Below are 23,103 nucleotides of genomic sequence, written 5' to 3'. Positions count from 1 at the left end.
ATAGTCAGATGTCCAGTCGTGCCATGTTTATTTTTGCCGCCATCAGCGGGTTTTTGCTGGTGGCGTTTGGCGCTTTTGGCGCCCACGTTTTAAGCCGTTCTCTGGGGCCAACGGAAATGGCCTGGATCCATACCGGGCTAGAGTATCAGGCGTACCATACGCTGGCGGTCATCGGCCTGGGCGCCGCGATGCTGCGCCGCGCTAATCTCTGGTTTTACTGGAGCAGCGCCTTTCTGGCCCTCGGCGTCGTGCTGTTCAGCGGCAGCCTCTACTCTCTGGCGCTGTCGCATCTGAAGTTTTGGGTTTTTGTTACGCCGGTCGGCGGCCTCTGTTTCCTGGTCGGCTGGTTTCTGATGTTGATTGGCGCGCTGCGTCTTAAACGAAAGGCAGATCGCCATGAATAAAGTTTTACTCTATTGCCGTCCCGGGTTTGAAAAAGAGTGCGCCGCGGAAATCGCCGCCTGCGCCGCCGAGCGTGAAATCTACGGTTTCCCGCGGGTTAAAGAGAACAGCGGCTATGTGCTGTTCGAGTGCTATCAGCACGAAGATGCCGACCGCCTGGCGCGCGATCTGCCTTTCGATACGCTGATCTTCGCCCGCCAGATGCTGGTGGTCGGCGAGCTGCTGAAAGATCTGCCGCCGGACGATCGCATCGCGCCGATTGTCGGCATGCTGACCGGCGTGGTGGAGAAGGGCGGCGAACTGCGCGTCGAGGTGCCGGATACTAACGAAGCGAAAGAGCTGACGAAGTTTTGCCGCAAGTTTACCGTGCCGCTGCGCGCCAGCCTGCGCGAAGCGGGGATCCTGCTCAACTACGAAAGCCCGAAGCAACCCGTGGTGCACGTCTTCTTTATCGCGCCTGGCGCCTGCTACGTCGGCTACTCTGTCGTCGGCAACAATTCGCCGTTCTATATGGGCATTCCGCGCCTGAAATTCCCGGCTGATGCGCCGAGCCGCTCGACCCTGAAGCTGGAGGAGGCGTTTCACGTTTTTATTCCCGCCGACGAGTGGGACGAGCGCCTGGCGGGCGGCATGCACGCGGTCGATCTCGGCGCCTGTCCCGGCGGCTGGACCTATCAGCTGGTGAAGCGCAGCATGTGGGTTGACGCGGTGGATAACGGCCCGATGGCGCCGAGCCTGATGGATACCGGGCAGGTCACCCACTGCCGCGAGGACGGCTTTAAGTTTCGCCCGACGCGCAACAACAACGACTGGCTGGTGTGCGATATGGTAGAGAAGCCGGTGCGCGTCGCCAGCCTGATGACCGAATGGCTGGTCAACGGCTGGTGCCGCGAGGCGATCTTTAACCTTAAGCTGCCGATGAAAAAGCGCTACGAAGAGGTGACGCAGAACCTGGCGATGATCGATGAGGCGCTGAAGGCGCAGGGCATCAACGCGCAGATCCGCGCTCGCCAGCTCTACCACGACCGCGAAGAGGTCACGGTGCATATTCGCCGCATCTGGGGCGCCATACCGGGCCGCCGCGACGAACGTTAAGCCTCAGGCCGGGCGCTGCGGTGCCTGGCCTTCGTAGCGCAGCGTTTTCAGATTTCCCTGCAGCACCAAATCCTGCTTCAGCATCGCAACCTGTCGGCTGATTAAGGCGGACTCGCGCCCGGCCTCCAGCTTCGCGCGCCACTTCTCCGGCACCTCATCAAGCCGCGCATAGATCGCCTCCAGCGAACCAAACGTCTGCAGCAGCGTTTTCGCGCTTTTCGGGCCGATGCCCGTCACGCCGGGGATCTTGCTGCTGCTGATGCCGCACAGCCCCCAGTAATCGGGCAGCCGCTGCGGCGCAACGCCGAACTCGTTTTCGATAAAGGGCAGATCCAGCCAGCGCTTTTGAAAGTAGTCGCGGATGCGGATCTGCGGCGCCAGCAGCTGACAGTAGCCTTTGTCGGTAGAGACGATGGTCGCCTGATGGCCCGCCTGCGCCATTTTTACCGCCAGCGTAGCGGCCAGATCGTCCGCTTCATCCGACTCGGCGATCCAGCAGCTGACGCCGACGCGGCGAAACGCCTCCTGCAGCGCGGGCAGTTCGGCATGCAGATCCTCCGGCATCGGCGGTCGACCGCTTTTATAGTCCGGCAGCAGCTGATGCCGCCAGCCCTGGTGACGCTGTTCGCTGTCGAATACCGCCACGACGTGGGTCGGCTGCGTATGCCCCAGAAGCTGGCGCAGCGCCGCGACGCAACCCTCGACGCAGGGCGATCCCTGTACCGCGTGCAGACGACGTATCAGATTGAGCGCGTCCACGATAAGAAGGTGAAATGACATAAGCTAAACGGCAGCCCGAGAGGACTGCCTTCCTTGCGGTTTATTTAATGATTTCGTAGCAGGGGATATAGGCGGTGCCCGGCAGCTTCATGCGGTGCTGAGCGACGAAGCCCTGCAGCAATTCATCCATGCGGCGCATAATGTCCGGCTCGCCGTGCAGCTTATAGGGCCCTTTTTCGCGGATTTCCCGTATGCCGATCTCTTTCACGTTCCCGGCGACAATGCCGGAGAAGGCGCGACGCAGATCCGCCGCCAGCTGCTCTGCCGGCTGGCTGGTGTAGAGATTGAGGTTGGCCATATTTTCATGGGTCGGCAGAAACGGCTTCTGCAGATCGGGCGAGATGCGAATCGACCAGTTGAAACTGTAGGCGTCGCCGGTTTCGCGGCGATATTCCTTCACCTGCGGCATCGCTTTCTTCATCAGGCGCGCCACTTCGGCGGCGTCGTCGATAATGATCTTATAGTGACGACGGGCCGCTTCGCCCAGCGTGTTGACGATAAAATCGTCCAGCACGTGGAAGTAGTCGGCGCTTTCCTGCGGGCCGGTAAGGATCAGCGGCAGCACCTGCTCCTGGTTCTGCGGGTTCATCATAATGCCCAGCAGGTAGAGCAGCTCTTCCGCCGTACCCACGCCGCCCGGGAAAATAATGATGCCGTGCGCAATGCGCACAAAGGCTTCCAGGCGTTTTTCGATATCCGGCATGATGATGAGTTCGTTCACCAGCGGATTCGGCGGCTCGGCGGCGATAATCGACGGCTCGGTCAGGCCGATAAAGCGGCTGTCGCGGTAGCGCTGCTGCGCATGGCCTACCGCCGCGCCTTTCATCGGCGCCTCCATCACGCCCGGCCCGCAGCCAGTGCAGATATTCAGCTCGCGCAGGCCCAGCTGGGTGCCGACGTTGCGGCAGTACTGATACTCCACCGCGTTGATGGAGTGGCCGCCCCAGCAGACCACGGTATTCGGGTATTCCCCAATGTGCAGCGCGCGGGCGTTGCGCAGAATAGAGAAAACCTGGTTGGTGATATGCGCCGAATCATCCGGCGGCGCCTCTTCCATGCCGGCGATCGCCAGCTGGCCGTTAACAAACAGAATGTCGCGCAGCACGGCGAACAGGTTGGCCTGCAGCGAACGGATAATGCGTCCGTCGACAAACGCCTCTTCCGGCGGATTGATCAGTTCCAGCTTGACGCCGCGCTCGCGGCGCAGCACGTTGATATCGAAATTTTCAAAGCGGGAAAGCAGTTCGTGGCTGCTGTCGGTCTGGCTGCCTGAATTCAGGACGGCAAGGGAGCAGTTGCGAAACAGCTGGTAAAGGTCGCTGCTCGCGGTGCGCTTGAGCATGTCCACTTCCAGCTGAGAGAGCAGATCCATCGAGCCAAGAGGGCTGATATGCGTAATCAAATGAACTCCGTTACACCCGCCTGGGTGACTAATGACACCGCCGTTGCGGTGGCGAAAATCCCTGGTCGGCGATCCTCCGATCGCCGCCTTCACCAGAGTGCCTTGTCGACCCTCAATGCTCAAGGGGAACGCAACCTCTGACGCGCAGGCTGCGAGAGGCCTCGCAAAGCTACTGACGCGCCAGACGGGAATATCCCGGCGTAAAAGGCACGTTGCTGCGCCACGGATTGATATCCAGGCCGCCGCGGCGCGTATAGCGCGCATAGACGGTAAGCTGCTGCGGCTGGCAGAAGCGCAGCAAATCGTTAAAGATGCGCTCTACGCACTGCTCGTGAAACTCATTGTGCTGGCGGAAAGAGATGAGGTAGCGCAGCAGCGCTTCGCGGTCGATGCGCGGGCCTTTGTAGCGGATCATCACCGAACCCCAGTCGGGCTGATTGGTGATCAAACAGTTGGATTTCAGCAGATGGCTGACCAGCGTCTCTTCCACGACTTCGCCGCCCGCCGCACCGGCAAGGTAGTCGGCATTAAAGCTGTAGTCCGTGATGGCGATATCCTGCTCGTCGATGCAGTAACCGCTAAACTGACCGATGGGCTGGCCTTCGATTTCGCTCAGGCGGAACAGCGCGACGCTCACCTCGCCCTGCGCGCAGGCGCTGAGGTCGCGCTCCAGCGTCTGGCGCACGTCGCCCCAGTTGGCGAAGCGCGTCTGGTTAAAGCTGTTAAGGTAGAGCTTAAAGCTCTTCGACTCGATAAGATGTTCGCTGGTGGCGTTCAGCACCACTTCGCCCAGCGCCACCTGCGGCACGCCCTTGCTGTTAAGCCAGGAGAGTTCGTAAAGCGTCCAGATATCCGCGCCGGTAAAGGGCAGGGAATCGAGCGTCAGACCCAGCGGCGCGCGGTTCAGGCTGCGCGGTACCGCCTGCAGCAGGCTGGGATCGTATTGATCGTGATAGGCTGTGGGTTTGCCCAGGGTCAGGTTGCTCAGCGCCTGATCCTTTTCATATAAAGACATAGCGGTTACCCGTGATACAAAACAAAGTGGATAAGTGTAACCCATCAGACGTGAGAAAAAGAGTAATGCAACAGACTGTGGATGCCCTGCGCGAATTTACCGCCCGTTACTGCGACGCCTGGCAACAGCGCACTGGCCACGCGCCCGCCAGCCAGGCGCTTTATGGCGTGCCGTCGCCCTGCATTATCGCCACCCAGGCTGATGAGGTATGGTGGCAGCCGCAGCCCTTTACCTTGCCCGCTACGCTGGAAGCGGTGGAGCGCGCGCTGGAGATCACGCTTCAGGAGGATATCGCCGCCTTTTACACCGCGCAGTTCGCGGGCGATATGACGGCACGCTGTGCGCACCTTGAGCTGACGCTGCTGCAGGTCTGGAGCGAAGAGGATTTTTTGCGGCTGCAGGAGAATCTGATCGGACATCTGATCATGAAGCGCCGCCTGAAACAGACGCCGACGCTGTTTATCGCCGCCACCGAATCGGAGCAGGAGATCGTCTCGATTTGCAACCTGACCGGCGAGGTGATTCTTGAACAGCCCGGTACCAAAAAACGCGAAATTCTGGCGGAAAATGCTCAGATATTTCTTAAGAATTTACAGGTGGTTATACCGGGCTTTGCAGATAATCGCTAGTGACCTTGTGAGATATCTCTTACATGTGCTGTGAGAGATTGGCATTTCTCTCAAGGGACATCCAGAAGTCTGCAATGTAAAAAGATTGTGAATCATTGACTTAATGGCATTACTCCTAAATCTGGTCTATAAACAAATAATGTAACGCTGTTTAGTACCTTGTTTATTCAGCGGCCTCTGCCAGAATAGTCAGCAGTTGGCAGGAAGCCAGAGGATTGAAGATAGCGTCAGGATACGTCATGCCAGGAGGCGGGACCGTAACGGAGTTTACGTCACACGGAAGGCTTCAGGATGAAGCAGGATACTCAGGAGAGAGTCAGGGACACCTCCAGGAAGGAGAACGAGAGCCGTACATGATGCGCGGCGGGCCTGGAAGCCAAAGGAATTATCAGGACGATAAGCGCAGGATGGCGCACAGGAAAAGTTGTCACGGATGAGGCAGGGAGCATCAAAGTAGCGGGAAAGCTGCAAACGAACCGGGAGCACTGTTTTAACAGTGCTCCCTTTTTTTGCGCCCGCGTCCGGCGGTGGTATGCTTGCGGCCCGAATTTACCGCTCGCTGGAGGTGGCCTATGACCCCTTTACTGTTACAACGGCTGGAGCAGCTCGAAACGCTGCTGCGCGATCACCATCACTGGCAGGAAACGCCCCCGTCCGCCAGCGCGCTCGCCAGCAGCCGGCCTTTCTGTCTTGACACGCTGGAGCCGCTCGAATGGCTGCAGTGGGTTCTCATTCCGCGTATGCGGGCGCTTATCGCCGCGCAGCAGCCGCTGCCGCAAAATTTCGCTATCGCCCCCTATTTCGAGGTCGCGCTGACCGCCGCCACGCCGGGCCATGCGCCGATTCTGCACAGCCTGACCCAGCTCGACGCGCTGTTTATGGACGATCCCGCCTGATGCTGGAGATTATCTATCAGGATGAATGGCTGGTGGCGGTCAATAAACCCGCCGGCTGGCTGGTACATCGCAGCTGGCTGGATCGCAAAGAAAAGGTGGTGGTGATGCAGACCGTGCGCGACCAGATCGGCCAGCACGTCTTTACCGCGCATCGGCTCGACCGTCCGACCTCCGGCGTGTTGTTGATGGGCCTCTCCAGCGACGTCGGGCGCCTGCTGTCGCAGCAGTTCGAGCAGCATCAGATGCGGAAAACCTACCACGCGGTGACGCGCGGCTGGCTGCAGGAGAGCGGCACGCTCGACTATCCGCTGGTGGAAGAACTGGACAAGATCGCCGATAAGTTCGCCACGGAAGCGCGCGCGCCGCAGCCTGCAGTGACCGACTATCAGGCGCTGGCCTGGGCGGAAATGCCGGTGGCGATTGGCCGCTATCCGAGCGCGCGCTACAGCCTGATGCAGCTCTCGCCGCGTACGGGCCGCAAGCATCAGCTGCGCCGCCATATGGCGCATCTGCGTCACCCGATTATCGGCGACACCACTCACGGCGATCTGCGGCAAAATCGCGGCGCGGCGCAGCATTTCGGCGCCGACCGCCTGATGCTGCACGCCAGCAGCCTGGCGCTGACGCACCCGGTGACCGGCGAACCGCTGGTGATCCGCGCCGGACTAGATGCGGTTTGGCACCGGCTGGCCTGCGAGTTCGGCTGGCAGGCAGCGTTCGCCGCCGCAGGGCTTGAGTTTGCCGCCGCGGCAGGCGAGGATAGCACCTCAGCTTAAGGAGCAGGCACATGGCGAAGATTGGCATTTTTGTAGGTACGGTATACGGCAACGCGCTGCTGGTGGCGGAAGAGGCGCAGCCGGTTTTACAGGCGCAAGGGCACGAGGTTGCGGTCTATGACGATCCGACGTTAGCGCAGTGGCAAAACTACAGCAGCGACGTCGCGCTGGTGATCACCTCGACCACCGGCCAGGGCAATTTCCCCGACAACATCGCCGCGCTTTATCACGACGTGAAAGATAAGCTGGGCTATCAGCCGACGCTACGTTACGGCGTCATCGCGCTCGGCGACAGCAGCTACGACCACTTTTGCGGTGCGGGCAAAACCTTTGACGCGCTGTTGCAGGAGCAGGGCGCGCAGCGCGTCGGCGAGGTACTGCTGGTAGACGCAACCGAAGATCCTGAGCCGGAGACGGTCACTTCGCCCTGGGTTGAGGCCTGGGGAAAACAGCTGTGAGTTAATCGCGCGCTGCCGCAGCGCAGCGCGCGCCCTTATCAGGTCACCGGCGCCGGATTGAACACCGCCAGCTGATTGCGAATGCCCCAGCGATCCGACCAGGTTTGCTGGCGGCCGCTGGCGATATCCAGAATCAGGTGGAAGAGCCGCCAGCCAACCTGCTCGATAGTCTCTTCGCCCGTGGCGATAGTGCCGGCGTTGATATCCATCAGGTCGTGCCAGCGATCGGCCAGCGCGTTGCGCGTCGCCATCTTGATCACCGGAATCGCCGCCAGGCCATAAGGCGTGCCGCGTCCGGTGGTAAAGACCTGCAGCGTAATGCCCGACGCCATCTGCTGAGTGCCGCAGACGAAATCGCTGGCGGGCGTGGCGGCGTAAATCAGCCCGCGCCGCGTCGGCCGCTGGCCTGGCGACAGTACTTCGACAATGGCGCTGCGGCCCGACTTGGCGATCGATCCCAGCGCTTTTTCCACCACGTTCGCCAGTCCGCCCTTTTTATTGCCGGGCGAAGGGTTGGCGCTGCGGTCGGTCTGGCCCTGATCGAGATAGTCGTCATACCACGCCATCTCTTCCAGCAGCCGCTTGCCCACCTCTTCATTAACGGCGCGCGGCGTCAGCAGATGAATAGCGTCGCGCACTTCGGTCACTTCGGAAAACATCACCGTCGCGCCGCAGCGCACCAGCAGATCGGAGGCGAAGCCCACGGCGGGATTGGCGGTCACGCCGGAAAAGGCGTCGCTGCCGCCGCACTGCGTGCCGACAATCAGCGCGGAGGCGGGGCAGGTTTCGCGCTGGCGGCGGTTGAGGCGCTCAAGGTGCCTTTTCGCCACGCTCAGGATCTCTTCCACCATCGCACCGAAGCCGATATGGCGCTCATCCTGCAACCGTACAATGTCGCTATCGTCCAGCGAGATCGCCTGTACGTCGCTGGTGCCGGTCAGCAGACGCTCGGGCTGCAGCTTCTCGCAGCCAAGGCTCACCACCATGATTTCGCCGCCGAAGTTGGCATTCAGCGCCAGGTTATGAATGGTGCGGATCGGCACTACCGCCGCCGGCGCGTTAATCGCCACGCCGCAGCCGTAAAGGTGGTTCAGCGCCACGACGCCATCGACATTCGGGTAGTTCGGCAGCAGGTCGCGCTCGATAATCTGCACCACATAGTCCACCACGCCCGCCACGCAGTGCACGCTGGTGGTAATGCCGAGCAGGTTGCGCGTGCCGACGCTGCCGTCCGCGTTGCGGTAGCCTTCGAAGGTGTAGCCTTCCAGCGGCGGCAGCTCGGGCGGCACATTAGTCGCCAGCGGCAGGCTGGCGAGCGGCGGCGCTTCAGGCAGCGCCACCAGCGACTCGTCGATCCAGCCGCCTTGCGCGATATCGCGCAGCGCATAGCCGATCACTTCGCCATAGCGGAGGATGGGCGCGCCCTGCGGAATGGCAGCAAGCGCCACTTTATGCCCTTGCGGCACATGCTCCGTCAGCGTTAGCCCGTCGGGAAAGGTCGTGCCTGCCGGCAGTCCCTGGTTGTTGACCACGATAGCGACATTGTCATCTTCATGGACTTTGATATAAAGCGGCGGCTCATTGAGAATTCGGTTCATCGCTCACCTTCCAGTCATGCATACGCAAGTCATTAATAAAGTGCCTTCGCAGGCGAGAGCCTGCCTGCAGGCCAGGTCATCAGTCTGGCGCGCCGTACGTGGCGGCGCGTTATCGTTCTTCATGTCGCACATCGGATTTGCCAGCCTTAGTATATGAATGCGGGTTGCTCGCCGCATTGTGCAACTGTCCGGCATTTACACCCATTTCCGCTGCTTTTTGGTTCGCTTTTCCAAAATCAAGTGAAGAGTCTCACAAAGGCGCCGACCTTCGCTTAATTAATCGCCATTTCGGACGGGAAAAACCGGGTTCCGTGAAGCGCGCCGCAGTCGGCTGTGCAACTGCCAGACAATGCGTGCATTAGCGGCTTAATTGTCAGGCGTTCTTCCAGTGCCTCCGCCTTTTGTCATTCCTATACTGGCTTTCGTTATACGACGTTAGGTTATTCGTCACGACGCACTATCGGTTTGCCCCTATAAAAAATCGCCGTGTTTAACCCGACTTCTCTCTGATACCCAACGCGATGTGTATGCAGTCAGAGCGAATGTAGCGAACGCTATATTTCAGGAGTGCATCATGAATAGTTACAGCCAGACGGCGGAAGCGGTGCAGAAGCGCACCAACGCCCGCTACTGGATCGTGGTGATGTTGTTTATCGTCACCTCGTTCAATTACGGCGACCGCGCCACCATTTCCATCGCCGGTTCCGCCATGTCGAAAGATATCGGCCTCGACTCGGTCGGACTGGGCTACATCTTCTCGGCGTTCTCGTGGGCCTACGTTATCGGCCAGATCCCAGGCGGCTGGCTGCTGGACCGCTTTGGATCAAAACGCGTCTACTTCTGGAGTATCTTCCTCTGGTCGCTTTTTACTCTGCTGCAGGGCTTTGTCGATATCTTCAGCGGCTATGGCATTGTGGTTTCACTGTTTCTGCTGCGCTTTATGGTCGGTCTGGCAGAAGCGCCATCCTTCCCAGGTAACAGCCGTATCGTCGCGGCCTGGTTCCCGGCGCAGGAGCGCGGCACCGCGGTGGCGATTTTCAACTCCGCGCAATATTTCGCTACGGTAATTTTTGCGCCGATTATGGGCTGGCTGGTATCAGAAGTGGGCTGGGCGCATGTGTTCTGGTTTATGGGCGGTCTCGGCATCATCCTCAGCTTTATCTGGCTGAAAGTGATCCACGATCCCAACGACCATCCTGGCGTGAATAAAGCCGAGCTGGAGTATATGGAGCAGGGCGGCGCGCTGATCAATATGGATGCGAAAAAGGCGCAGCAGAAAGTGAGCTGGGATGAGAAGTGGTTCCAGATCAAGCAGCTGCTCTCCTCGCGCATGATGCTGGGCATCTATCTCGGCCAGTACTGCGTCAACGCGCTCACCTACTTCTTTATCACCTGGTTCCCGGTCTATCTGGTGCAGGCGCGCGGCATGTCGATTCTCAAAGCGGGGATGATCGCCTCGATTCCGGCGGTATGCGGCTTCCTCGGCGGCGTGCTGGGCGGCGTCATCTCCGATTACCTGATGCGTAAAACCGGTTCGCTCAACATCGCGCGCAAAACGCCTATCGTGCTCGGCATGCTGCTCTCTATCAGCATGGTGATGTGCAACTACAGCGACACCGAATGGGTAGTGGTGTTCTTCATGGCGCTCGCCTTCTTCGGCAAAGGCATTGGCGCGCTGGGCTGGGCGGTGATGGCGGATACCGCGCCGAAAGAGATCAGCGGCCTGAGCGGCGGCCTGTTCAATATGTTCGGCAACTTTTCCGGCATCGTCACGCCTATCGCTATCGGCTACATCATCGCCACCAGCGGCTCGTTTGAAGGCGCGCTGATCTATGTCGGCATCCATGCGTTCGTCGCCGCCTTCAGCTTCCTGGTGATTGCGGGCGATATCAAACGTATCGAACTGAAACCGCGGACATAAGGAGGGAATATGTCTACGCAAAGCTCACCGGTGATTACCCGCATGCAGGTGATCCCGGTCGCCGGATACGACAGCATGCTGCTGAATATCGGCGGCGCACATAACGCCTGTTTTACCCGCAATATCGTGGTGCTGACCGACAGCGCCGGGCATACCGGCGTCGGCGAAGCACCGGGCGGCGACACCATCTACCAGACGCTGGTCGAGGCGATCCCGCAGGTCGAAGGCCAGCAGGTGGCGCGCATGAACCGGCTGGTGCAGCAGGTGCATAAGGGTAACCAGTCGGCCGATTTCGACAACTTCGGCAAAGGCGCCTGGACCTTCGAGCTGCGCGTCAACGCGGTCGCCGCGCTCGAAGCGGCGCTGCTTGACCTGCTCGGCCAGTGCCTGGGCGTGCCGGTAGCAGAGCTGCTCGGTCCCGGCCAGCAGCGCGACGAGGTGACGGTGCTGGGCTATCTCTTCTATATCGGCGACCGCCGCAAAACCGATCTGCCCTACCAGAGCGGCGAGAACGGCGACCACGACTGGTATCGCCTGCGCCATCAGGAGGCGCTGACGCCCGACGCGGTGGTGCGTCTGGCGGAGGCGGCGCAGGACAAATACGGTTTTAAGGATTTCAAACTTAAAGGCGGCGTGCTGCCGGGCGAGCAGGAGATTGAATCCGCAGCGGCGCTGAAGCGGCGCTTTCCAGACGCGCGCATTACCGTCGATCCCAACGGCGCATGGACGCTGGACGAGGCGATCCGCCTCTGCAAAGGCATGGGCGAGGTGCTGACCTACGCGGAGGATCCGTGCGGCGCCGAGCAGGGCTATTCCGGCCGCGAGGTGATGGCGGAGTTCCGCCGCGCCACCGGGCTGCCGGTCGCCACCAATATGATCGCCACCAACTGGCGCGAGATGAACCACGCGGTGATGCTCAACGCGGTCGATATTCCGCTGGCCGATCCGCACTTCTGGACGCTGAGCGGCGCGGTGCGCGTGGCGCAGCTCTGCGACGAGTGGGGCCTCACCTGGGGCTGCCACTCCAATAACCACTTCGATATTTCGCTGGCGATGTTTACCCACGTCGGCGCAGCGGCGCCGGGCAATCCGACCGCGCTCGATACCCACTGGATCTGGCAGGAGGGCGACCAGCGCCTGACCAAACAGCCGCTGCAGATCCGCAACGGCAAAATCGCCGTGCCCGATGCGCCGGGGCTCGGCGTCGAGCTGGACTGGGATCGGCTGCGCCAGGCCAACGACCTCTTTAAATCGCTGCCGGCGGGCGCGCGTAACGACGCCACCGCCATGCAGTATCTGATTCCCGGTTGGACGTTCGACCGCAAGCGCCCGGCATTCGGCCGCGCCACAGTGTAAGGAGCAGGAGATGAGTTCGACACCGAAAGTCACAGCGATGCAGGTTATTCCGGTAGCCGGATACGACAGCATGTTGCTCAACCTGAGCGGCGCGCACGCGCCTTTTTTCACCCGCAATATCGTGATTATCAAGGATAACGCGGGCCACACCGGCGTTGGCGAAATCCCCGGCGGCGAGAAAATCCGCCAGACGCTGGAAGATGCGGCGGCGCTGGTGATCGGCAAAACGGTGGGCGAGTACAAAAACGTACTCAGCCTGGTGCGCAGCACCTTCGCCGACCGCGATTCGTCGGGACGCGGCAGCCAGACCTTTGACCTGCGCACCACCATTCACGTGGTCACCGGCATCGAGGCGGCGCTGCTCGACCTGCTGGGTCAGCATCTGCAGGTCAACGTCGCTACGCTGCTGGGCGACGGACAGCAGCGCGACCGCGTCGAGATGCTCGGCTACCTGTTCTACATCGGCGACCGTAAAAAGACGGCGCTCCCCTACCAGAACCAGGAAGATGAAGCCTGCGACTGGTATCGCCTGCGCCACGAAGAGGCGCTGACGCCGGAAGCGGTGGTGCGGCTGGCCGAGGCGGCGTACGACAAGTACGGCTTTAACGACTTCAAGCTCAAGGGCGGCGTGCTGCGCGGCGGCGAAGAGGCGGAAGCGGTGACGGCGCTGGCGAAGCGCTTTCCCGAGGCACGCATTACGCTCGATCCCAACGGCGCCTGGTCGCTCAACGAGGCGATCCTGCTCGGCAAGCAGCTGAAAGGGGTGCTGGCCTATGCGGAAGATCCGTGCGGCGCCGAGCAGGGCTATTCCGGCCGCGAGGTGATGGCGGAGTTCCGCCGCGCCACCGGGCTGCCGACCGCCACCAATATGATCGCCACCGACTGGCGGCAGATGGGCCACACGCTGTCGCTGCAGTCGGTCGATATTCCGCTGGCCGATCCGCACTTCTGGACCATGCAGGGCTCGGTGCGCGTGGCGCAGATGTGCCACGACTTCGGCCTGACATGGGGCTCGCACTCCAACAACCATTTCGACGTCTCGCTGGCGATGTTCACCCACGTCGCGGCCGCCGCGCCAGGCGCTATCACCGCCATCGACACTCACTGGATCTGGCAGGAGGGCAACCAGCGCCTGACCAAAGAGCCGCTGCAGATCAAAGGCGGCATGGTGCAGGTGCCGCAGAAGCCGGGGCTGGGCGTCGAGCTGGATATGGATCAGGTTATGCAGGCCAACGCGCTTTATCAAAAACATGGACTGGGCGCGCGCGACGATGCGCAGGCGATGCAGTTCCTCGTGCCGAACTGGACCTTCGACAATAAACGTCCCTGTCTGGTGCGCTAACTTTTAGGCTTCCTGCGGGGAGCGGTTGTAACGGGAGAAGAGATGATGAGTAACACAGCCTGGCCGAATGCATTTCGCCGTCGTCTGCTGGCAGGAGAAACCCTGATCGGCAGCTGGTGCGCGCTGGCGAACCCTATTACCACCGAAGTGCTCGGCCTGGCCGGTTTCGACTGGCTGGTACTGGACGGCGAACATGCGCCCAATGACATTACCACCTTCGTGCCGCAGCTGATGGCGCTCAAAGGCAGCGTCAGCGCGCCGGTGGTGCGTCCGCCCTGCAACGAACCGGTGATCATCAAGCGCCTGCTGGATATCGGCTTCTACAACTTCCTGATCCCGTTTGTGGAAACGGAAGAGGAGGCGCTGCGCGCCGTGGCCTCGACCCGCTATCCGCCCGCTGGCATTCGCGGCGTCTCGGTGTCGCACCGCAGCAATATGTACGGCACGCTGCCCGACTACAACGCCACGGTGAACGACAACATTACGGTGCTGGTGCAGATTGAAACCCAGCAGGCGGTCGACAATATCGACGCCATCGCCGCGGTAGAGGGCGTCGACGGCATCTTTGTCGGGCCGGGCGATCTTTCCGCCGCGCTCGGCTATCTCGGCCAGCCTGCGCACCCAGAGGTGCTCAAGGTCATTAAGCATGTCTTCGAACGCGCCAAAGCGGCGGGCAAGCCGAGCGGCATCCTCGCGCCGGTCGAAGCGGACGCGCGCCGCTATCTCGAATGGGGCGCCAGCTTCGTGGCGGTAGGCAGCGACTTAGGCGTCTTCCGCAACGCGACTCAGGCGCTGTGCGACAAATTTAAGAAGTAACTGACGAAGGGGAAAGGCAATGAAAATTGGATTTATCGGCCTCGGCATCATGGGCAAACCGATGAGTAAAAATCTGGTGAAAGCCGGTTATTCTCTGGTGGTGCGCGATAACAACGCCAGCAACGAAGCGGAACTGACCGCGCTGGGCGCTACCGTAGCGAAAACAGCGAAAGAGGTGGCCGAGCAAGTTGACGTGGTGATCACCATGGTGCCCAACTCGCCGCAGGTGAAAGAGGTTTGCCTGGGCGAAAACGGCATTATCGACGGCGCGAAGCCGGGCCTGATCGTCATCGATATGAGCTCTATCGCGCCGCTCGCCAGCCGCGAGGTGCATGACGCGCTGGCAGAGAAGGGCATCAAAATGCTCGACGCGCCGGTGAGCGGCGGCGAGCCGAAAGCGATCGAAGGCACGCTTTCCGTAATGGTGGGCGGCGATAAAGAGATCTTCGATCGCTGCTACGACATCATGAAGGCGATGGCGGGATCGGTGGTGCACACCGGCGATATCGGCGCGGGCAACGTCACCAAGCTGGCGAACCAGGTGATCGTGGCGCTCAATATCGCGGCGATGTCGGAAGCGCTGTCGCTGGCGACCAAGGCGGGCGTTAATCCCGAGCTGGTCTATCAGGCGATCCGCGGCGGACTGGCCGGCAGCACCGTGCTCGACGCCAAAGCGCCGATGGTGCTGGATCGCAACTTCAAGCCGGGCTTCCGTATCGACCTGCATATTAAGGATCTGGCCAACGCGCTCGATACCTCGCACGGCATCGGCGCCCATCTTCCGCTCACCGCCGCGGTGATGGAGATGATGCAGGCGCTGCGCAACGACGGCCAGGGCAACGCCGACCATAGCGCGCTCGCCTGCTATTATGAAAAATTAGCCAAAGTTGAGATAACCCGTTAATGCGTCGCGGCGGTCGGCGCGGCCGCCGCACTGCGCCATCGCGGATGATGAATCATCTATCAACAGCGCCTGGATTGCCTATGAAAATCGTAATCGCACCGGATTCATACAAAGAGAGTTTATCCGCCTCAGGCGTGGCAACCGCGATTGAAGCGGGCTTCCGCGAGATTTTTCCTGACGCCACTTACGTGAAGATACCGGTTGCCGACGGCGGCGAAGGCACGGTTGAGGCGATGGTGGCGGCCACGGTGGGGAGTATCGTCAACCTGCGCGTAACCGGACCGCTCGGCGCGCCGGTGGACGCCTTCTACGGCCTCTCCGGCGACGCAAGCACCGCCTTTATCGAAATGGCGGCCGCCAGCGGGCTGGAGCTGGTGCCCGCCGCGCAGCGCGATCCCCTGACCACCACTTCGTTCGGCACCGGCGAGCTGATCAAGAGCGCGCTGGATAAAGGCGTCGGGCATATCATTATCGGCATCGGCGGCAGCGCCACCAACGACGGCGGCGCGGGCATGATGCAGGCGCTGGGCGCGCGGCTGCTCGATGCGCAGCAGAACGAGATCGGCTTCGGCGGCGGCGCGCTGCCGGCACTGACAGAAATTGATATCAGCGGACTGGACGCGCGCGTGCGGCAGTGCCGTTTCGAAGTGGCGTGCGACGTGACTAATCCGCTGACCGGCCGCGACGGCGCGTCGGCTATCTTCGGTCCGCAGAAAGGCGCGACGCCGCAGCTGGTGGAGCAGTTGGACAGCGCGCTGGCGCACTATGCGGCGATTATTCAGCGCGATCTCGATATCGACGTGCTGCATATTCCGGGCGGCGGCGCGGCGGGCGGCATGGGCGCGGCGCTGCACGCCTTCTGCCAGGCGGATCTGCGACGCGGCATCGAAATCGTCACCGAGGCGCTCGGGCTGGCGGAGCAGGTCAAAGACGCTTCGCTGGTGATCACCGGCGAAGGGCGCATCGACAGCCAGAGCATCAACGGCAAGGTGCCGATTGGCGTGGCGCAGGTGGCGAAACGGTTTAATAAGCCGGTAATCGGCATTGCCGGCAGCCTGACGGCGGATGTTGGCGTGGTGCATCAGCACGGTCTGGACGCGGTATTCAGCGTGCTCTACAGCATCTGTACGCTGGAGGAGGCGCTGACGAATGCCGAAACCAATCTGCGGCTGGCGGCGCGCAATATCGCCGCGACGCTGAAGATTGGCGGCGTAATAGAGTAAAAAAGCGGCCCTCAGACGGCTAACAAACTTAAAATGTGGATGACATGGATCGAAGAGCAAAGCGTCCCGCGCAAGGGACTGCGCGGGTCGAGCTGTCAGGGATGACGTTTTTTGCGTCTTTGCGATCGAGCCATGTCATCCACATCAGCGCTTTTTCAATAATCTCAAGCAGCCCTCAGGCCGCTTTCTGCTTTACTTTTTGTATTTCGCTTCCAGCGTCGCGAACCACGGCGCGACGAAATCGTTATTGCCGCCCCAGCCGGGGACGATCTTGTTCAGCGACGCCACGTTAATCGCGCCCTGCTGGCTGTTCAGCTGCTGCTGGGAGATCGAGGCGCCTTTGAAATCGTAGCTGGCGGGCGTGGCTTCGCCGGCGATCTTATTCGCCACCAGGCGCATATTCACCGCGCCGATGGTTTTCGGATCGACCGCCACGGTCTGCACCCACGGGCTATTCTTCTCGCGCATCAGCTGCAGATCCTGGTTCGAGACGTCGATGCTGTAGAGCTTGATCTCGGTGCGGCCGTTCTCCTGCAGCGCCTTATAGGCCCCCTGGCTAAAGGCGTCCCACGCGCCCCAGATCGCGTCGATCTTACCTTTCGGATACTTCGCCAGAATCGCGCCGATCTTATTGGCGGTATCGCCTTGCACGTCGGAGGAGACCGCGCCGATCGACTCCAGCTGATGAATGCCCGGATTCTCCTTTAACAGCTTCTCATACACCACCTGACGGCGCTCCATCGCCGGGAAACCGGCGACCCACAGCTTGACGATATTGGCCTTGCCGTTGAAATCCTGAATTAGCTGCCCGAGCGACGCCTGCGCCAGCGAGGCGTCATCCTGCGCGGTGACGGTCACGCCGGGGATCGGCGAATCGACCGGCGTATCGAACACCGAGACTTTGATGCCGGCGTCGGCGACGCGCTTCACCAGATCGCTGGCGTAGGGCGCTTTGCCGTGCGACAGAATAATGCCGTCGTACTTCTGGCTGATCGCCTGATTAACGAAGTCCTGGAAACGTGCGTCGTCGCCGTTGCTGAGAAAGGTGCTGACCTTAAAGCCGAGCTTGCGGCCCTCCTGAATGGCGCCGGCGACAAACTGTGTGGTGTTGTCGTCAGAGCCCAGGTTGCGGATCACCGCGATGCGCACCGGCCCTTCGTGGTTCGCAATGGGCGCCGGCACGGGTACGACGCTATCGGCAAAGGCGCTGGCGGAGAGCAGGCTGACGGCCAGCAGAGAGAGCGTTATTTTTTTCATTGTCTTTTTCCTGGTTAATCAGCGCTAGCGGCGCTGAACGTAGGTCATCGCCAGTGCCAGAGCCAGCACCAGTCCTTTAATAATGTCCATGGCGTAATAGGGAACGGAGAGCATCACCAGCCCGTTTTGCAGCACGCCGAGCAGTACCGCGCCCACCAGCGTGCCGAGCGCGTTAGGCTTGCCGGCGCCCGCCAGCGACAGGCCGATCCAGGCGGCCGCTACAGCGTCCATCAGATAGCCGCCGCCGGCGTTGACCTGCGACGAGCCGATGCGCGACGCCAGCAGAATGCCGCCCAGACCCGCCAGCAGCGAGGCGATCACATAGGCCAGCACGCGGTAGCGCGTGGTGCGAATGCCGGAGAGGCGCGCCGCTTCCGGGTTGCCGCCCAGCGCATACATGCGGCGGCCGTGCGTGGTGAGCGACAGCGCCAGCTGCGCCGCTGCCGTCACCACCAGCATAATAATGACGATCACCGGCACCTGGCCGAGCAGGCCGAAGCCCGCCGGGATAGCGCCTTCCGCCATATCGCCGCTCGGCATCACCATGTTTTCCGTGATCGACCCGCCGAAGCTGTAGGTCATCGCTACGCCCTGGATAATAAACAGCGTGGCGAGCGTCGCCAGCATATCGGGAATGCGCAAAATCACGATCAGAAAGGCGTTGAACAGGCCGATCAGCGTACAGAGCGCCAGAGTCAGCGCAATCGCCTCGACGCTGTTCATGCCGTACCAGACGAACAGCGAAATCACCAGCGCGTTGGCCAGCGAGGCGGTGGAGCCGACCGAAAGATCGAAGCCGCCGACGGTCAGCGACACCGAGACGCCCACGGCGATCACCGTCACGATGGCAATGGAGCGTAGAATATTGATGATGTTATTGGGTTCCAGAAAACTGTCGGAGGCGATGCCGAAGCCCGCAATCAGCAGGGCGACCGTGATCAGCATGCCCCACTTATAGAGGAAGTCGAACAGTCGATGGCGCAGCGGCGTCGCCGCGGTCAGGGTAATCTCTTTGCTGCTCACGCAGGGGTTCCTCCAGTGGAATAAAGCAGAAGCGTCTCTTCGGTGGCCGCGCGCCCGTCCAGCTCGGCCACGATGCGCCCGTCCCAGAGCACGCAAATTCGGTCGCACAGCCCAACCAGCTCGGAAAATTCGCCGGAGGCGTAAATCACGCCTTTGCCTTCCTGAGCCAGACCGCTAATTAAGCGGAACAGTTCGGTTTTCGCCTTGATATCGACGCCTTTGGTCGGCTCATCGAAAATCAGCACGTCGGCGTGGCTGCGCAGCCACTTGCCGATGGCGATCTTCTGCTGGTTGCCGCCGGAGAGGCGGCGCAGCGGCTGCCCCGGACCAGTGGTGCGTACGTTCAGACGCTGGATCACCGCTTCCGCCCAGCGCCACGCCTGGCGATGGCCGAACAGGCTCCAGCGCGAAAAGCTGCTGTCGGCGCTGACGCTGAGATTCATCGCCACAGGCTCGTCGATAAAAATGCCCTCTTTGCGCCGCTCTTCCGGCACCAGCGCCATGCGCCGGCTCACCGAATCGTGCGGCGAGCGCGGCCGCCACGGCCTGCCGTGCAGTTCGCCGCGCGTTACGCGGCTTTTGCTGGCGCCGAACAGCGCTTTGCACAGCTCGGTTTTGCCCGCGCCCGCCAGCCCGGCGATGCCGAGGATCTCGCCCTGGTGCAGCCGCAGCGAAATATCCTGCAGCAGCCGATCGTCGTGCAGCCCCTCTACCGCCAGCAGCAGCGGCTGCGCGCTTTCGGGACGGCGCGGCGGATAGATATCGGTCAGCTGATGGCCGAGCATCTTCTCGACGATCTGCTCGCCGCTGAGCGCCGCCATCGGGCCGCTCTCGATCAGGCGGCCGTCGCGCAGCACCGTCAGACGGTCGCAGATCGCCTTCAGTTCATGAATGCGGTGCGAGATAAACACCACGCCGATGCCGCTGTTTTGCAGGCGGCGCACCACGGCGAACAGCCGCTCGCTTTCGTGCTGGTCGAGCGGGGCGGTCGGTTCGTCGAGGATCAGAAAGCGGCAGTGGTGCGACAGCGCGCGCGCCAGCAAAATCTGCTGCTTCTCCGCCAGCGTGCAGCGCTCCACCAGTTGGTTTACGTCGATGTTCGCCTCGAGCTGCGCCAGCAGAGCGCGCGCCTGGCGGCGAATGGCGCGCCAGTGAAAGCCGTGTCCCGGTTCGGCCAGCCGATCCAGCAGGATGTTTTCCGCCACACTGAGCTGAGGCACCAGGGCTACGTCCACCTCCTGCTGCACCAGATGTATGCCGAGTCGTTTCGCGTCGCGCGGGCTGCGTATCGATACCGGCGCGCCGTCCAGCCAGATTTCGCCGCTGTAGTGACTGTGCGCGCCGGCCAGCACCGCCATCAGCGTCGATTTGCCCGCGCCGTTAGCGCCGGTCAGCGCATGCACCGAGTGGCCTTCCGCGACGAAATCCACCTGCGTCAGCGCGGCGAATCCGCCGAATGCGAGTGAGATATTGCGCATCTCAAGGCGGTTTAAGGCACTCATTAGCTGAAGCTCTCCTGTTACTGGCTGGCCGCAATTTTTTCCTGAAGTTTCAGGCGCGGCAACAGCCGAAAGCGCATAAGCTAGCACGAAATCTTATTAGCCATCCAGACATCTGGATAGTTTGGCGGCTAAAGCTGGCTCGCCCGATAACGCTGGTGTTTTACAACAGGGAAGGAAAGAGAAGTGGTGTTTTATGCTGGCGCGGCGCGCGGGCATAAAAAAACCAGGCCGAAGCCTGGTTGCATGCAGCTGAAAAACTCACTACGCGGATGACATGGACCGAAGAGCAAAGCGTCCCGCGCAAGGGACTGCGCGGGCCGAGCTGCCAGGGATGGCGTTTTGCGTCTTTGCGATCGGGCCATGCCATCCGCGTTAGCGCAGAGCAACATTCCTAAACCAGGCCGAAGCCTGGTTTATCAAAACATGATGCGCTTACTTTTCTGGAATCGCATTCAGCAGGGTAGTGAGCAGTTTCCAGTAAAGGCCAACGCTCTCAATATGCACCTGCTCGTCCGGCGAGTGCGGACCGGTGATGGTCGGGCCGATAGAAACCATATCCATGTTCGGGTAAGGCTTCTTGAACAGGCCGCACTCGAGACCGGCGTGGATCACCTGAATATTCGGCGTTTTGTCGAACAGCGCGATATAGGTCTGACGGGTCAGCGCCATAATCGGCGAGTTAGCGTCTGGCTGCCAGCCCGGATAGCCGCCTTTCGGTTTGGTCTGCGCGCCAGCCAGCTGGCCGAGGGAGGTCAGCATCTGCACCACATAGTCGCGACCGGTGTCGATCAGCGAACGAATCAGGCAGTTAATCTCCGCCTTATCGTGATCCATGGTGACCACGCCGACGTTCAGCGAGGTTTCCACCACGCCTTTCGCCACGTCGGAGTTGCGGATAACGCCGTTCGGCGTGCTGTTTAGCAGGTTCAGGAAGCGGTCGCGGCTCTCTGCGCTCAGCGCCTCGCCCTGATGCGCCAGCGGCTCAGTAACGACGTTGATGTTCTTCTCTTTCACGCCGTGCTCGTTTTGCAGCGCCAGCAGGAAGTGCGCCGCTGCCGATTTCAGCGCGTCGACCTTATGGCTCTCGACCGCCAGCGTAGCGAAGGCTTCGCGCGGGATGGCGTTGCGCAGCGTGCCGCCGGTAAAGTCAATCAGACGCAGGTCGAGCTCGGCGGCGTGCGCGGCGAGGAAGCGCGCCAGCAGCTTGTTGGCGTTGCCGAGGCCCATATGGATATCCGCGCCGGAGTGGCCGCCGCGCAGCCCTTTCAGGGTCAGCTTCAGGGTGTCGAAATTAGCCGGAACCGCTTCGCGCGTCAGCGGGAGAGTAGTGATAAAGTCGATGCCGCCCGCGCAACCCATGTAGATCTCGCCTTCCTCTTCCGAGTCGGTGTTGATCAGGATCTCCGCCTGCAGCCAGTTCGGCTGCAGACCGAAGGCGCCGTCCATGCCGGTCTCTTCGGTCATGGTGAGCAGCACTTCCAGCGGGCCGTGGGTCAGGCTGCTGTCGGCCAGCACCGCCAGCGCGGACGCCATGCCGATGCCGTTGTCGGCGCCCAGCGTGGTGCCGCGCGCCTTCACCCATTCGCCGTCGATATAAGGCTGAATCGGATCTTTGGTGAAGTCATGGGCGGTGTCGTTGTTTTTCTGCGGCACCATATCGAGGTGCGCCTGCAGCGCCACCGGCGTGCGGTTTTCCATCCCGGCGGTGGCCGGTTTGCGGATCAGGATATTGCCGACCGCGTCGCGCTCGACCCAAAAACCTTGCTCTTTCGCCCAGCCGACAATATAGGTGGCCAGCGCTTCTTCATGAAAAGAGGGGTGCGGAATGGAGCAGATTTTGGCGAAGATATCCCACAGCGGTTGGGGAGAAAGCTGAGACAATTCAGACACGACAGGTCTCCTGTGTCAGTGCGCCGGCCAGGCCGGTGTGCGCGAGTTTCCAGTGAATGGTCGCCGTCAGCGAATCTGACGTGATGGGGCTGAGAATATCACTGTTATCGCCGGGTGCGTACTCAGGCGCGCTAAAAAGCCGCAACCAGTGGTTCGGATGCTGGTTTTTAGCGCTGAGGATCCTTATAATCTCGCGCAACCTTTTTCCCGTTGCACATTTTTAAGCCGATTAAACTGGCTGGGATCGCTATTCATGAGTGAAAAATACGTCGTTACCTGGGACATGCTGCAGATTCATGCCCGCAAACTGGCTCAGCGCCTGCTGCCTGTCGAACAGTGGAAGGGCATTATCGCGGTCAGCCGCGGCGGCCTGGTGCCGGCTTCTCTGCTGGCGCGCGAGCTCGGCATTCGCTATGTCGACACCGTCTGCATCTCCAGCTACGACCACGACCATCAGCGCGAGATGACCGTGCTTAAGCGCGCGGAAGGCGACGGCGAAGGCTTTATCGTCATCGACGACCTGGTGGACACCGGCGGCACCGCGCAGGCGATCCGCGAGATGTATCCCAAAGCGCACTTCGTCACTATCTTCGCTAAGCCGGCAGGCCGCCCGCTGGTGGACGACTACGTGGTGGATATTCCGCAGAACACCTGGATCGAGCAGCCGTGGGACATGGGCGTGGTTTACATTCCGCCTATCGTTAAAGGCGCCTGATCGTTTCGTGTTAACAACGCCCGGCTTGCCGGGCGTTGTGCTTTCTGCCGCCGGCATCCGATAGACGGCGGGTCGCATGGCCTGCCCGCAAAGCGTCCTGCGC

At 61.3% G+C, this 23,103-nt stretch carries 21 protein-coding genes; 13 read left to right on the top strand and 8 right to left on the bottom strand.

The window, feature by feature from the left end; all coding sequences use genetic code 11:
- Positions 1-8 precede the first annotated feature (8 nt).
- A complete protein-coding gene (locus JS46_RS15590) occupies positions 9-404 on the top strand; it encodes a DUF423 domain-containing protein (RefSeq protein ID WP_033752824.1) in 396 nt (131 codons plus the stop codon).
- Positions 397-1,497 carry a 23S rRNA (cytidine(2498)-2'-O)-methyltransferase RlmM gene (rlmM, locus tag JS46_RS15585; RefSeq protein ID WP_033752823.1) on the top strand — a complete coding sequence of 367 codons (1,101 nt, stop codon included), beginning with the start codon at positions 397-399 and terminating at the stop codon, positions 1,495-1,497. Before JS46_RS15590 ends, rlmM begins: the two co-directional genes overlap by 8 nt.
- Before the next feature lie 3 nt (positions 1,498-1,500).
- Here rlmM and xni read toward each other — a convergent pair whose 3' ends face one another.
- The 3 genes from xni to queF form a co-directional block, all read right to left on the bottom strand.
- The gene (xni, locus tag JS46_RS15580) at positions 1,501-2,277 is read right to left on the bottom strand and encodes a flap endonuclease Xni (RefSeq protein WP_033752822.1); all 777 of its coding nucleotides are present in this window, start codon (positions 2,275-2,277) and stop codon (positions 1,501-1,503) included.
- A 40-nt stretch (positions 2,278-2,317) separates the two neighbouring features.
- Entirely contained in the window at positions 2,318-3,679 is a 1,362-nt protein-coding gene (gene ppnN, locus JS46_RS15575) for a nucleotide 5'-monophosphate nucleosidase PpnN (RefSeq protein ID WP_033752821.1), read from the bottom strand.
- 169 nt (positions 3,680-3,848) lie between these two features.
- Positions 3,849-4,694 (bottom strand): NADPH-dependent 7-cyano-7-deazaguanine reductase QueF, encoded by an 846-nt coding sequence (gene queF, locus JS46_RS15570; RefSeq protein ID WP_033752820.1) that lies wholly within the window; start codon positions 4,692-4,694, stop codon positions 3,849-3,851.
- A 65-nt stretch (positions 4,695-4,759) separates the two neighbouring features.
- Here queF and syd point away from each other — a divergent pair, with 65 nt between their 5' ends.
- From syd to JS46_RS15550, 4 genes are all read left to right on the top strand, one after another.
- Positions 4,760-5,323, top strand: a complete 564-nt coding sequence (gene syd / locus JS46_RS15565) for a SecY-interacting protein (protein WP_033752819.1) — start codon at positions 4,760-4,762, stop codon at positions 5,321-5,323.
- Positions 5,324-5,895: 572 nt separating this feature from the next.
- Positions 5,896-6,219, top strand: a complete 324-nt coding sequence (locus tag JS46_RS15560) for a YqcC family protein (RefSeq protein ID WP_033752818.1) — start codon at positions 5,896-5,898, stop codon at positions 6,217-6,219.
- The gene (truC, locus tag JS46_RS15555; RefSeq protein WP_033752817.1) at positions 6,219-6,995 is read left to right on the top strand and encodes a tRNA pseudouridine(65) synthase TruC; all 777 of its coding nucleotides are present in this window, start codon (positions 6,219-6,221) and stop codon (positions 6,993-6,995) included. The genes JS46_RS15560 and truC overlap by 1 nt, the downstream gene beginning before the upstream one ends.
- Before the next feature lie 11 nt (positions 6,996-7,006).
- Positions 7,007-7,453, top strand: a complete 447-nt coding sequence (locus JS46_RS15550) for a flavodoxin (RefSeq protein WP_033752816.1) — start codon at positions 7,007-7,009, stop codon at positions 7,451-7,453.
- A gap of 38 nt (positions 7,454-7,491) precedes the next feature.
- On the opposite strand, the gene garD is transcribed toward JS46_RS15550, so the two are convergent.
- The gene (gene garD, locus JS46_RS15545) at positions 7,492-9,051 is read right to left on the bottom strand and encodes a galactarate dehydratase (RefSeq protein WP_033752815.1); all 1,560 of its coding nucleotides are present in this window, start codon (positions 9,049-9,051) and stop codon (positions 7,492-7,494) included.
- A gap of 574 nt (positions 9,052-9,625) precedes the next feature.
- Here garD and JS46_RS15540 point away from each other — a divergent pair.
- The 6 genes from JS46_RS15540 to JS46_RS15515 all read left to right on the top strand — a co-directional run bounded on the left by JS46_RS15540 (position 9,626) and on the right by JS46_RS15515 (position 16,613).
- Positions 9,626-10,972, top strand: coding sequence for an MFS transporter (locus JS46_RS15540; RefSeq protein WP_033752814.1), 1,347 nt, complete (start codon positions 9,626-9,628; stop codon positions 10,970-10,972).
- Between the two features lie 9 nt (positions 10,973-10,981).
- Positions 10,982-12,328: an enolase C-terminal domain-like protein gene (locus tag JS46_RS15535; protein WP_033752813.1), complete on the top strand. Its 1,347-nt coding sequence runs from the start codon at positions 10,982-10,984 to the stop codon at positions 12,326-12,328.
- Between the two features lie 10 nt (positions 12,329-12,338).
- A complete protein-coding gene (gene gudD / locus JS46_RS15530) occupies positions 12,339-13,670 on the top strand; it encodes a glucarate dehydratase (protein ID WP_033752812.1) in 1,332 nt (443 codons plus the stop codon).
- A 45-nt stretch (positions 13,671-13,715) separates the two neighbouring features.
- Positions 13,716-14,486: a 2-dehydro-3-deoxyglucarate aldolase gene (garL, locus tag JS46_RS15525; protein WP_033752898.1), complete on the top strand. Its 771-nt coding sequence runs from the start codon at positions 13,716-13,718 to the stop codon at positions 14,484-14,486.
- A gap of 19 nt (positions 14,487-14,505) precedes the next feature.
- A complete protein-coding gene (gene garR, locus JS46_RS15520; protein ID WP_033752811.1) occupies positions 14,506-15,390 on the top strand; it encodes a 2-hydroxy-3-oxopropionate reductase in 885 nt (294 codons plus the stop codon).
- An 80-nt stretch (positions 15,391-15,470) separates the two neighbouring features.
- The gene (locus tag JS46_RS15515) at positions 15,471-16,613 is read left to right on the top strand and encodes a glycerate kinase (protein ID WP_033752810.1); all 1,143 of its coding nucleotides are present in this window, start codon (positions 15,471-15,473) and stop codon (positions 16,611-16,613) included.
- A gap of 192 nt (positions 16,614-16,805) precedes the next feature.
- Here JS46_RS15515 and JS46_RS15510 read toward each other — a convergent pair whose 3' ends face one another.
- The 4 genes from JS46_RS15510 to pepD all read right to left on the bottom strand — a co-directional run bounded on the left by JS46_RS15510 (position 16,806) and on the right by pepD (position 22,285).
- A complete protein-coding gene (locus tag JS46_RS15510) occupies positions 16,806-17,870 on the bottom strand; it encodes a sugar ABC transporter substrate-binding protein (protein WP_033752809.1) in 1,065 nt (354 codons plus the stop codon).
- A 24-nt stretch (positions 17,871-17,894) separates the two neighbouring features.
- Positions 17,895-18,893, bottom strand: coding sequence for an ABC transporter permease (locus JS46_RS15505; RefSeq protein WP_033752808.1), 999 nt, complete (start codon positions 18,891-18,893; stop codon positions 17,895-17,897).
- Positions 18,890-20,395: a sugar ABC transporter ATP-binding protein gene (locus JS46_RS15500; RefSeq protein WP_033752807.1), complete on the bottom strand. Its 1,506-nt coding sequence runs from the start codon at positions 20,393-20,395 to the stop codon at positions 18,890-18,892. The genes JS46_RS15505 and JS46_RS15500 overlap by 4 nt, the downstream gene beginning before the upstream one ends.
- Positions 20,396-20,827: 432 nt before the next feature.
- The gene (gene pepD / locus JS46_RS15495; protein WP_033752806.1) at positions 20,828-22,285 is read right to left on the bottom strand and encodes a beta-Ala-His dipeptidase; all 1,458 of its coding nucleotides are present in this window, start codon (positions 22,283-22,285) and stop codon (positions 20,828-20,830) included.
- 253 nt (positions 22,286-22,538) lie between these two features.
- Here pepD and gpt point away from each other — a divergent pair, with 253 nt between their 5' ends.
- Positions 22,539-23,000: a xanthine phosphoribosyltransferase gene (gene gpt / locus JS46_RS15485; RefSeq protein ID WP_033752804.1), complete on the top strand. Its 462-nt coding sequence runs from the start codon at positions 22,539-22,541 to the stop codon at positions 22,998-23,000.
- The last annotated feature ends 103 nt before the right edge of the window (positions 23,001-23,103 follow it).

The organism is Pantoea sp. NGS-ED-1003, assembly GCF_000738765.1.
GTDB lineage: Bacteria > Pseudomonadota > Gammaproteobacteria > Enterobacterales > Enterobacteriaceae > Pantoea > Pantoea septica.
The sequence above is the reverse complement of the archived record's forward strand: the minus strand, read 5'-3'. Positions and strand labels throughout refer to the sequence as shown.